General features: G+C 68.9%; 9 protein-coding genes and 1 pseudogene (1 of these 10 cut by a window edge). 7 read left to right on the top strand and 3 right to left on the bottom strand.

The window, feature by feature from the left end; genetic code table 11:
• A pseudogene (locus E6J58_09645) lies at positions 1–1,561 on the bottom strand (DUF4175 domain-containing protein); it reaches 122 nt to the left of the window's first position.
• Between the two features lie 237 nt (positions 1,562–1,798).
• Between E6J58_09645 and E6J58_09650 the strand changes: the two are divergent.
• The 7 genes from E6J58_09650 (at position 1,799) to E6J58_09680 (ending at position 7,138) form a co-directional block, all read left to right on the top strand.
• Positions 1,799–2,431 carry a sigma-70 family RNA polymerase sigma factor gene (locus E6J58_09650; GenBank protein TMB38092.1) on the top strand — a complete coding sequence of 211 codons (633 nt, stop codon included), beginning with the start codon at positions 1,799–1,801 and terminating at the stop codon, positions 2,429–2,431.
• Positions 2,428–2,937, top strand: coding sequence for a hypothetical protein (locus E6J58_09655; protein ID TMB38093.1), 510 nt, complete (start codon positions 2,428–2,430; stop codon positions 2,935–2,937). The genes E6J58_09650 and E6J58_09655 overlap by 4 nt, the downstream gene beginning before the upstream one ends.
• Complete coding sequence (locus E6J58_09660; GenBank protein ID TMB38094.1) at positions 2,934–3,419, top strand: hypothetical protein; 486 nt, start codon at positions 2,934–2,936, stop codon at positions 3,417–3,419. The genes E6J58_09655 and E6J58_09660 overlap by 4 nt, the downstream gene beginning before the upstream one ends.
• Before the next feature lie 36 nt (positions 3,420–3,455).
• A complete protein-coding gene (locus E6J58_09665; GenBank protein TMB38095.1) occupies positions 3,456–4,118 on the top strand; it encodes an FKBP-type peptidyl-prolyl cis-trans isomerase in 663 nt (220 codons plus the stop codon).
• A gap of 118 nt (positions 4,119–4,236) precedes the next feature.
• Positions 4,237–5,319 carry a recombinase RecA gene (gene recA / locus E6J58_09670; GenBank protein TMB38096.1) on the top strand — a complete coding sequence of 361 codons (1,083 nt, stop codon included), beginning with the start codon at positions 4,237–4,239 and terminating at the stop codon, positions 5,317–5,319.
• A gap of 909 nt (positions 5,320–6,228) precedes the next feature.
• Entirely contained in the window at positions 6,229–6,762 is a 534-nt protein-coding gene (locus E6J58_09675; protein TMB38155.1) for a hypothetical protein, read from the top strand.
• A gap of 109 nt (positions 6,763–6,871) precedes the next feature.
• A complete protein-coding gene (locus tag E6J58_09680; GenBank protein TMB38097.1) occupies positions 6,872–7,138 on the top strand; it encodes a hypothetical protein in 267 nt (88 codons plus the stop codon).
• Between the two features lie 82 nt (positions 7,139–7,220).
• Here E6J58_09680 and E6J58_09685 read toward each other — a convergent pair whose 3' ends face one another.
• Both E6J58_09685 and E6J58_09690 read right to left on the bottom strand, forming a co-directional pair.
• On the bottom strand, positions 7,221–7,427 hold the full coding sequence (locus E6J58_09685; GenBank protein ID TMB38098.1) for a cold-shock protein: 207 nt from the start codon (positions 7,425–7,427) through the stop codon (positions 7,221–7,223).
• 205 nt (positions 7,428–7,632) lie between these two features.
• On the bottom strand, positions 7,633–9,243 hold a 1,611-nt coding region (locus tag E6J58_09690; protein ID TMB38156.1), incomplete at its 5' end, for a DNA translocase FtsK.

The raw sequence follows: 9,243 nt of genomic DNA on the forward strand, positions 1-9,243 counted from the left end.
GGAGCGCGCGACCCAAGGCCTTCGGCGCGAGCTTGTCCTTGAGCAGCTCGGTGCCGGCGGCGTACAGCTCCTGCGAGAGCGCGCGGGCGTCGCGATCCTTCTGTCCCGTCTGCGCGTACCACTGCGCGGCGGCGTCCGCGTCGCCGGGCGGCGTTTTCTCTTCCAGGCGGTCGCCGAGGAGCGCCACCAGCCGCTCCCACAGCGCCTGCGCGCGGATCAGCGATTCGCGGTTGTGCTCGGCGGCGGAGAACACCTTGATCGCCTGGGTCGGCGAGACGCCGCGCTGGGGCCCGTCGACGGCGTCATTGTCCTTCGCCTCCAGGTGGTAGCTGACGCGATCCCCGGGGCGAAGGCGCAGCGGCGCGATCTCCCAGGTGTACGCGCCGCGAAGCCGCTTCGCCGGCGCCGGCGGGGTCTGGAGGACGGCCCGCTCTTCCTTCGCGCCCGCCCGCTGCCAGATCAGCGTCACTTCGGTCAGGCCATAGTCGTCAGCGGCCGACCAGGCGATCTGCACGCGCCCTTGCGGATCGACCTCCAGCACCGCCTGCTTCGGCGCATCGATGTTCACCTGCGGCGCCTGATCGGCGACGATCTCGATGGGGCGCGAAGGACCCTGTGCGATGGTCCGTCCGCGCGCGTCGGTGAACCGCAGGCTCCACTCGCCGGGCTGGGTGAGCGCGAAGCTGCCCGAGAGCTGGCGGCGACCCGGCCCGGCAACGTCGAGCTTCACCGGGGCGCCGTTGACTACGGCGAACGCCTGCGCCAGGTCGCGGTCGGCGCGTGCGGCGATCCGCACTTCGGTGCCCCGCGGCGCCCGCAGATCGCCCGGCGTGCCTTCCTCGGTGCGGGGCGGCAGGCCGGTATACGCCGGGTAGAGGTAGGTGACGGAAAGATCGCCGGCGATCGGCGACAGCTCCACCGGAGGCCCCCCGCTCTCGCCGGCCCAGAGGCGCAGCACGCCGCGCGAGACGTAACGGGGCGCAAGGGAGGCGACGACCGCCCAGATCAGGCCGCTCGTGACGAGCGCGAGGAGCGGCCAGCGCAGCGACGTCGCCGGCAGGACCCGATCGACGTCGATCTTCCGCGCAGACTCAGCTGCTCGGAGGTGCAACATCGAGAGCAGCTCGGTGGAGACGCCGCGGGGATCCTCGCGGGACAGCTCGACGCTGCTGAGCAGCTCCGACGGCCCGCCGATCAGGCGCGCGAGAAGGCGCGGGTCCCGCGCGCGCACGGCCGCGCGCTGCAGCGGCGACCATCGGCAGAACCACACCAGCGCACCCAGGGCGAGCGCCTCGAGGACTCCCGCCAACGCGCGGGCGAAAGCCGTGCCGTCCACGCTGGCGACCAGGGCGGAGGCGAGCAGCGCCATCGAGGATCCGGCGATGAGCAAGGCGCAGGCGCGCAGGGCGGCAAGACCCAGGGTCCGCTGCCGCGCCCGGGACAGAACGAGGTCGATCTCGCGCCGGGCCCGCTCCCCATCCGCCGCCAGCTGTTCCCGCCGTGACCGCTGCGGGGGCTCGCCAAGTCCGCCCAGCGTCGGGATGTTTTGCTCGAGCTGCATCGGGAAAAGCTTCCTTGTAGTCCCCGCTCGTCAGAACCGCATCCCAGTCTAGCCCGGCGCGGGGTCGCGCCGGCTGTCCCGCAGGGCCGCGGCGGTCCGCGCCCTGCCTTGGGACTAGACAAGGTTTGGCCGTCGAGGATTCCCCAACCTTAGCCCTCGCTTCCCTGATCGTCCCTTTTTGGTACGTTGCCGCTGCCCCGGAACCCCCGTGAATTTACTTCCGTCCATGACGTCCGTATGAGCGAGGGTCCGAAGGAGGCGGGCGACGACCGCGCCCTGGTCACGGCGGCGCAGAAAGGCGACAAGCGTGCCTTTCGCGCGCTGGTGGAGCGCTACCAGCGCCGCGTGGTGCAGCTCGCCTTGGGTATGACGAAAGACCCCGACGAGGCCATGGACATCGCCCAGGAGACGTTCGTGAGGGTCCACCGCTATCTCCCTTCCTTCAAGGGGGACTCCTCGTTCTTCACCTGGACGTACCGGATCGCGATGAACCTCTGCCTCGACGTGCAGCGACGCAGGGGCCGGCTGGAGCGCGTCGACCTGGAACAGGGCGACGAGGCGGAGATCGAGGCCGCCATGGACGCTCCATCCGCAGCGCTCGCGGGGCCGCAGCGGCAGGCGCTCAACGCTGAGCTGCGCGGCAGGATCGAGGAGGCGCTGGCCAGCCTGTCGGAGAACCACCGCGCGATCCTGCTGCTGCGGGAGGTCGAGGGACTGAGCTATGAGGATCTCGCCAAGGTCCTCGGCATCCGCAAGGGCACGGTGATGAGCCGCCTCTTCCACGCGCGCCTGAAGATGCAGAACAAGCTGCGCGAGTATCTGGGCGAGGAAGCGCCGTCGAAGGACGACGATAAGGGGGAGGGGGAATGAAGCGCTGCGAAGAGGTCGTGCCGCTCCTCGGGCCGCTGCACGATGCGGCTCTGGCCGACGACGACCGCGCCTGGGTCGAGGACCACGTGCGGGGTTGTCCGTCCTGCCAGGACCGCCTGAAGCTGATCGGGGCCCAGGCACAGGCGTTGCGCAGCGTCATCGAGGCGCGCGGGAGCGAGCTCGATCTGAGCGGCCTGGCGGACCGGGTGATGGCGCGCGTGGGCCAGGAGCGCCCGGGATTTTCCCAGCGGGCTCCCGTCTGGGGCCGGGAAATGTGGTGGGCACACCGTGGCGCGTTCGCCGCCGGCGGCGGATTGGCGCTCGCAGCCTGCATCGCCGCGGCAGTGATTTTCCTGCCTTCGCGCAGCGAGGACGTCGGGCTTCTCGCGGACAACTCGCCGCAGGTGGAGGAGGTCGACTTCGGCACCCGCGACGGCGCCGTCCTGCAGCTCTCGCGGCAGACCACCGTCATCTGGATGTCGGACGACCGCGCGGTGCAGCAGTGAAGCTGCTCCTGCTTTCGGCGGCGCTGCTCCTGGCGCAGGCCGACGCCGGCGTGGCAGAGCGGCGGGTGAAAATCACCGTCCGCGCCATCGCCGCCTCCAACGACGCGGCGATTCCGGCGGGCACCGATCCGAAGCTGAAGCCCATCGGACCGCAGCTGGAGAGCTTCGGCGAGCAGTTCCGCTTCCGCAGCTATCGCCTGATCGACGAGCGCAGCTTCGACCTCGACTGGAAGAACGCCGCCGAGGTCGAGCTGCCCGGCAGCCGCAGCCTCCAGGTCACTCCCCGCCAGCTCGACGCCGACGGGAAGATCAAGGTCCACCTCGAGCTGCTCGGGGAGCACCCGGCGCATACGCGCAAGCTCCACACCGACTACGCCATCCAGCGCGGTGGCACGATCCTGGTGGGCGGCATCCGCGTCGACCCGCGCGACGAGAAGGCGGGCAAGCTGCTGATCGCCATCACCCAGGAAGTGGAGAAGTAGCGTAAAGTGCGCGCCCCTTTTCCAGAAAGGCCTCTCATGCGTCTCGCTTTCGTGCTCGCCGCAGGTCTCTCGCTCTCCGCTTCTGCGCAAGCGCTGAAGACCGACGACGAGAAGTCCCTCTACGCCATCGGCTACCTCGTCGGCAGCCGCAACCTTGCCCCGCTCTCGCTCAAGCCGAACGAGCTGGAGATCGTCAAGCGCGGCCTCTCCGACGGCGCCGCCGGCAAGAAGGCGCAGGTCGAGCCGGAGTCGCAGATGGAGAAGGTGAACGCGTTCGCACAGGCTCGCTCCTCGGCGGGCGCGGACAAGGAGAAGGTCGCGGGGCGCGAGTTCGCGGACAAGGCGGCGAAGGAGCCGGGGGCGACCAAAGTGCCGAGCGGGCTCGTGTACAAGACGCTCACTGCGGGAAACGGCCCGAGCCCCGCCCCGACCGACAAGGTGAAGGTCAATTACGAGGGCCGCCTCACCAACGGCACCGTCTTCGACTCTTCGTACAAGCGCGGTCAACCCGCGGAGTTCGGGCTGAACCAGGTGATCAAGTGCTGGACCGAAGGCGTCCAGAAGATGAAGGTGGGCGAGAAAGCCCGCCTCGTCTGTCCTTCCGACATCGCGTACGGCGACCACGGGCACCCGCCCACCATCCCCGGCGGCGCCACCCTCGTCTTCGACGTCGAGCTCCTCGGCATCGAGGGAAAGTAATCCGCGGCTTCAGAAGAGTTTCCTGACGTGATCGAGGGCGTGTCAGACCCGGGTGGCATCTTGCGCCCAGAGACACACTTCTGTACAAGCGTACAGTAGATCCCAACGGAGGGAATGAGTGGCGAACCCGGAAAAAGAGAAGGCGATCGAGCTTGCCGTTTCTGCCATCGAGAAGCAGTTCGGCAAAGGCGCCGTCATGCGTCTCGGCAACGACGAGCCGTTGGTGCAGGACATCTCGGCGATCTCGACCGGGAGCGTCTCGCTCGACCTCGCGCTCGGCGTCGGCGGCATTCCCCGCGGCCGCGTCATCGAGGTCTACGGCCCGGAGGCGAGCGGCAAGACCACGCTGACCCTGCACATGGTCGCCGAGGCGCAGAAGGCGGGCGGCGTCGCCGCCTTCATCGACGCCGAGCACGCGCTCGACGTCGGCTACGCGCGCAAGCTCGGGGTCCGCACCGAGGATCTCTTGATCTCGCAGCCCGATACCGGCGAGCAGGCGCTGGAGATCTGCGAGATGCTGGTGCGCTCCGGGGCCGTGGATCTGATCGTCATCGACTCCGTCGCCGCACTGGTCCCGCGCGCCGAGTTGGAAGGCGAGATGGGCGACCAGCACATGGGCCTGCAGGCGAGGCTGATGTCGCAGGCCTTGCGCAAGCTCACCGCCACCATCAGCAAGGCCAACGCCTCCGTCATCTTCATCAACCAGATCCGCATGAAGATCGGCGTGATGTTCGGCAACCCGGAGACCACCACCGGCGGCAACGCGCTCAAGTTCTACGCCTCGCAGCGGCTCGACATCCGCCGGGTCGGCGCCATCAAGGACGGCGAGACGGTGATCGGCAATCGCACGCGGGTGAAGGTGGTGAAGAACAAGGTGGCGCCGCCATTCCGCGAGGTCGAGTTCGACATCCTTTATGGCCAGGGCATCTCCCGCGAGGGAGACCTGCTCGATCTGGCGGTGGAGAACAACATCGTCGAGAAGAGCGGCGCCTGGTTCAGCTACGGCGGCGAGCGCATCGGGCAGGGCCGCGAGAACGCGCGCGACTTCCTCAAGCTGCATCCGGAGATCCTCGCCGACGTGGAGAGCAAGCTTTACGAGAAGTTCGGCGTGGTACGCCCGAATCAGGCCGCGGGAGTTCCGGCCGAGATGGCGCAGCCGGCGTCGCTCGAGGAGAAGCGCCGCGCCAAGGCCGGCAAGTAGGGCCATGGTCGTGGGCCGGGCGGGCGGGGCCTGTTAGAATTGGTCGCGGAGGAGCGCATCGCCCGCCTGTTGCATCAGAGCCGCCAGGCAGAGCTGCCCGTGGGCGGAGGTGAATGGCTGCTCGCGGTCATCGGCGCGGTGGCGGCGCAGTTGCCGGCCTGTCCGCCGCAGAAGATGCCGCTCCGCGAGCGTCGGGCAGCGCTGGAGGACCAGCTGCGGGCGAGCGGGCTCGCCTACGGAACCGGCGCGCAGGATCCGGCGGTGGAGCTGAACCCCGAAGCGGCGCCCGGAGAGCGCGCGTTCGCGCACTTCGTGGCCGGGCTGGTGCGTCTCTGCGCTTCGGCAGCGGCGTCGTCGCATGCGCGCTGGTTCGTCCCCGGTCCGCCGGCGCAAGTCGGAGTCCGCGCCCGCCGCGCGCAGCTTCTGGCGGTGCTGGCGGCGGCCGGTGGCGATGCCGAAGCGGCCGCGCGGCTGTTCTCGGATCCGACCGCAATTCCGAATCCGCTGGAGAAGCTCGCGGACAGGACTGCGGCGCGGCTGTCACGCCGCTATCTCGCGGCGGGCGGGCCGTTCGCCGGACTCCCCCTGCACAATGGCCTGTGCGCGGTCGAAGTGCGCTGCTGCGCGACGATTGCGTTGGCCGCGTTCCAGCACGCGCGGATCAGTCCCGGCGCGGTCGCGCTCACCGCGAAGGCGACGTTGCGCTGGCGCAGCCTCCTCGTCGAGCTGCTCGCGCGACTCGCCCTGGCGCAGGAGGATGGCAGCGCGTCCGCGAGGGGATTCGAGCAGGTGATCCGCTCGCAGCGGCTGCCGGTGCGGGAGGCGCGCACGCTGCGGCGGGCGCTCGCGCATCCGCGCGAGATCGAGCAGGTCGCCCCCGAGTTGCACAGCGATGCGCTGCGCCGCTTCATGCTCACACAGGTGCTCGTGGCCGCGCTGATGGACGGGCGCTTCGAAGGCGCCGAGGTCGCGTTCGTCGAGCGCCTCGCACATGCCCTTGGGGTGGACGGCGCCGCGCTCGCGCAGCTCGAGGCAGAGGTGTGGGAGTTCTATCGCGACCACAAGGCTGCTCTCGCCGCGCTGCGGCTGGCGGAGACGCCGGAAGGGCTGCCGCATGCGCTCACCACCCGGCTCGAGGCTGCGGTCCTCGACAACCTCGACCGGCTCCTGCAGGAGATCCGCGAGACGCGCGAGCTGGGAGAGCTCCTGGCGAAAGCCGCGGCCGGAGGAGCGCTGTCGCGCGAGGAGAAGTCGAAGGTGCGCGAGCAGCTGATCGATCTGGCCAAGACCATTCCGGCGCTGGCCATTTTCGCGGCGCCCGGAGGACTGCTGCTCTTGCCCATCCTCTTCAAGCTGCTCCCGTTCAATCTCCTCCCCAGCAGCTTCGTCGATCCGCCGCCCCCTGCCGCCGCGCTGCCGGAGCCGCGGCGCAAGTCCGGCTGATCTGTCGAGCTTGCGACGGCCTGGAACGAGACGGCCGCGCGATCCCGGACAGTTCGGGCAGGCGGGATCTTCCCCGCCGGCACCTCGAAGCGGCAGCTTCCGAACAACCATGAGCTACTGCATCCAGGTCCACCCGGAAGCGGGCGTCCTCCTCCGCACTCTCGCCCCGTACGCAGTCCTTCGCCTGGGACGGGCGCTGGCGGACTTGGCGGACACAATCGGAACAGCCTCCGAGGGCGGGGTGCACGACCTGCGGATCGACGATTGCGTGGTCCGGTTCGTGGTTGACCATGCGCGCCGGATGCTGGAAGTGATCCATGTCGAGCAGCGGGAGCCGCTCGCGGATCCCATGTACGGTCTCGGAAGTAGTCGCTAACCCGCCTCCGGCGGCCGCGACTAACGACGAGGCCCGGTCCCTTTCGGGAACCGGGCCTCAAACGGCTCTTCTGGAACCGTCGTTACGCGAGCTTGCGGACGTTCTGCGCTTGCAACCCCTTCGGTCCCTTCACCACGTCGAATTCCACCTTCTGCCCTTCTGCGAGAGTGCGGAACCCATCCGCCTTGATGGCGGTGTGGTGGCAGAACACGTCTTCGCCACCGCCGTCCTGCGTGATGAAGCCGAACCCCTTCGTATCGTTGAACCACTTCACAGTTCCAGTTGCCATTTGAGACGTCATCCTTTGTAGACGGCCCGGCGGAAATTGCCGGGTCCGGCGCCGTCGCATCTCGCTCCGGTGCGCGCCGTTTCCTACGTACGATCGCAAGCATTGTCAACCACATCCGATTCCCGACTCCGGTTTCACGATCTCTTCGCCGCGTCGGTGCGCGGACCCCCTGCTCTGGGGACAGCCGGCGCGACCCCGCGCCGGGCTAGGCGCCGGCGCCTGGGAGCTCGCCGAGTGGCCGGATCAGGACTTCCCGGGGCTTTGCGCCGTCCGCGGGGCCGACGATCCCCTCGCGCTCCATTCGCTCGATCATGCGGGCGGCGCGGTTGTAGCCGACGCGCAATTTGCGCTGAAGAAGGGAGATGGAAATGAAGCGCATGTCCGCGAGGGCCGCAACCGCCTGGTCGTAGAGCTCGTCCGGTCCTTCGTCCTCGAACGGCATCCCCTCGCCGTCCTCGGCGCGCGGCCGCAGGATGTTCGAATCATAGACCGGGGTGCCCTGCGCCTTCCAGTGCTCGACCACCGCGTGGATCTCCTTCTCGTCGACGTATGGACCGTGCACGCGCGTGAGCGTCGACGTGCCCGGAGGCAGGATCAGCATGTCGCCCATGCCCAGCAGGTTCTCCGCGCCCGGGGAGTTGATGATGGTCCCCGAGTCGTGCCGCGAGGCGACCTGGAAGGAGATGCGGGCGGGGAAGTTCGCCTTGATCACGCCGGTGACCACGTCGGTGGAGGGCCGCTGCGTCGCGACCATCAGATGGATCCCGGCGGCGCGCGCCATCTGCGCCAGCCGCGCGATGTACGTTTCGACCTCGCGGGAGGCGACCATCATCAGATCGGCCAGCTCGTCGATGATGATCACGAGGTAGGGCAGCTTCTTCAGAGGCGCCGGAGGCACGCCGTCGGTCTGGGCAGCCGGCGGGCCCGCCACCGTCTCCGGCGACGACCGTACGGCCGGAGCCTGACCCTCCGCGGCAGGCGGAGAAGTCAGGTCGACGACGCGTTTTTCCTTGGGCGCCCGGTGGGGCCGCCGCGCTCCGTCGCCCTCCTTCTCCACCTTCTTGTTGAAGCCGGCGATGTTCCGCACGCCGCACTCGGCGAGCAGCTGGTACCGCCGCTCCATCTCCTCCACTCCCCACCGGAGCGCCATCGCGGCCTTCTTCGCGTCGGTGACCACGGGCAACAGCAGATGGGGAATGCCCTCGTAGACCGAGAGCTCGAGCATCTTCGGGTCGACCATCAGGAAACGAACTTCCTCCGGCGTCGATCGGAGCAGCATCGAGACGATCATCGCGTTGACCGCCACCGACTTGCCGGACCCCGTGGTTCCCGCGATCAACAGGTGCGGCATCTTCGCCAGGTCGGCGACGTACGGCATGCCTTCGATGTCCTTGCCCAGGCACATCGCCAGTTTGCTGTGCGATTTCTGGAACGCGTCCTGCTCCACCAATTCGCGCAGGACCACCGTCTCGCGCTGCTTGTTCGGCACCTCGATGCCCACCACTCCCTTGCCGGGGATGGGCGCAACGATGCGCACGCGCAGCGCCTCCATCGCCATCGCCAGGTCGTCGGCGAGCCCGGCGATGCGGCTGACCTTGATTCCCGCCGCCGGCAGGAACTCGAACATCGTGACCACCGGCCCCGGACGGATCTGCGTGACCTGCCCCTGGATCCCGAAGGAAGCCAGCTTCTGGCGAAGCTTCTCCGCGGTCGCCGTCAACCCGTCGCGATCGAGCGGAACCGCCTGGGATGCCTCACCGGTGAGGATGCTGATCGGCGGCGGGACGAACGCACTGTGCCCCGGCGCCATGGTGAA

The organism is Deltaproteobacteria bacterium, from assembly GCA_005879535.1.
GTDB lineage: Bacteria > Myxococcota > Myxococcia > Myxococcales > 40CM-4-68-19 > 40CM-4-68-19.

Excerpts from the sequence above, each read along its gene's own strand:
- E6J58_09650 (TMB38092.1), top strand. The coding sequence starts at position 1,799 with ATGAGCGAGGGTCCGAAGGAGGCGGGCGACGACCGCGCCCTGGTCACG.
- E6J58_09655 (TMB38093.1), top strand. The coding sequence starts at position 2,428 with ATGAAGCGCTGCGAAGAGGTCGTGCCGCTCCTCGGGCCGCTGCACGAT.
- E6J58_09665 (TMB38095.1), top strand. The coding sequence starts at position 3,456 with ATGCGTCTCGCTTTCGTGCTCGCCGCAGGTCTCTCGCTCTCCGCTTCT.
- E6J58_09675 (TMB38155.1), top strand. The coding sequence starts at position 6,229 with ATGCTCACACAGGTGCTCGTGGCCGCGCTGATGGACGGGCGCTTCGAA.
- E6J58_09680 (TMB38097.1), top strand. The coding sequence starts at position 6,872 with ATGAGCTACTGCATCCAGGTCCACCCGGAAGCGGGCGTCCTCCTCCGC.
- E6J58_09685 (TMB38098.1), bottom strand. The coding sequence starts at position 7,427 with ATGGCAACTGGAACTGTGAAGTGGTTCAACGATACGAAGGGGTTCGGC.